This window comes from uncultured Shewanella sp. (assembly GCF_947491715.1).
Lineage (GTDB): Bacteria > Pseudomonadota > Gammaproteobacteria > Enterobacterales > Shewanellaceae > Shewanella.
In genome coordinates this window covers 1-979 of sequence record NZ_CANLKR010000099.1, presented here as the reverse complement: position 1 = coordinate 979, position 979 = coordinate 1, and the positions used below count along the sequence as shown (strand labels likewise).

General features: G+C 47.1%; 2 protein-coding genes. Both read right to left on the bottom strand.

Going from position 1 to position 979, the window contains the following annotated elements; translation table 11 throughout:
• Window positions 1-104 (bottom strand): PAAR-like domain-containing protein (locus Q0779_RS23655; RefSeq protein WP_298776715.1); only part of this gene is annotated, 104 nt, incomplete at its 3' end.
• 128 nt (window positions 105-232) lie between these two features.
• Entirely contained in the window at window positions 233-910 is a 678-nt protein-coding gene (locus tag Q0779_RS23650) for a DUF3540 domain-containing protein (RefSeq protein ID WP_298776714.1), read from the bottom strand.
• Window positions 911-979 lie beyond the last annotated feature (69 nt).

Below are 979 nucleotides of genomic sequence, written 5' to 3'. Positions count from 1 at the left end.
GTCCCCGGATTACACATGTTACCTTGTGAAATATTCGGGTACGGCACCGGAATTGGCCCTACCGGACCCGGCGTATTACACACATCTGGAAAACCTAAATTCATGCCACCTAACGCTGTATTACCAAACATATCCACCTCCTCGCATACTCTCACCAATGAACAAGCATGCTACTCACTCACTATTCATTGACTTCATCACTTCGCTCACGAACACTAACCTCAATAACACGTTAGCCCAAATGGATCTTCTCCGCTTCCATTATCATCTGCTTTTCCGCACTAGAAATCACATTCTTAGCATGTAACACCGCTTCTTTTTCAACAAGTTGACGGCTACTGCCACTTTGCTTTTCATCATGGCCCTTAATCACACGAAAGCTCTCGCTTAACTTTTGCATCATCAAGCCCACAACATGCTCCACCTTATCGGCAACCACACTCATGGTTTTGCTGATAACTTGTGCTTTATTGGCACTCACCGCCACCTCTTGAGTCTGTATCGCCATCTCATCGCTGTGCACACTCACCTCTGGCGCCGATAAATGCAACTGAGCACGGGCATCATTAATGATTTCCTGTCCACTCAAGTGCAAGGTACCTTGTGCCTGAATGCTAAATTGCCCCGCATGGGACAAGACACCTTGACTCGGATTAGCTTGCACTAAAATCGCTAACAACCAACCTCGCCCTTGCTCATCAATGGCTACCGAACACACATCTCCCACATTCGGCACTAGCAAACAACTCGCCGCTAAGCTCGCACTCACTTCACTCTGCGCGGTACGAATGCAATAGCCTTCATCACTCGTCCCTTCTTGAGTTTCCACGGCCTTAGCAAGCACGGTTCCTGTGGTCAGGTATAATTCATGAAAATCTGTTGCGTTTGATAAAGATATTGAATTCATCATTTAAATCTCCGTTGACCAATATTCTGCTGCCGCCCAATCCATATCGGTGCCCGTGGTCCCTAACGTATT

What these genes read in the sequence shown, in the direction of transcription:
- Q0779_RS23650 (WP_298776714.1), bottom strand. Translation starts at nt 910, where the DNA reads ATGATGAATTCAATATCTTTATCAAACGCAACAGATTTTCATGAATTA.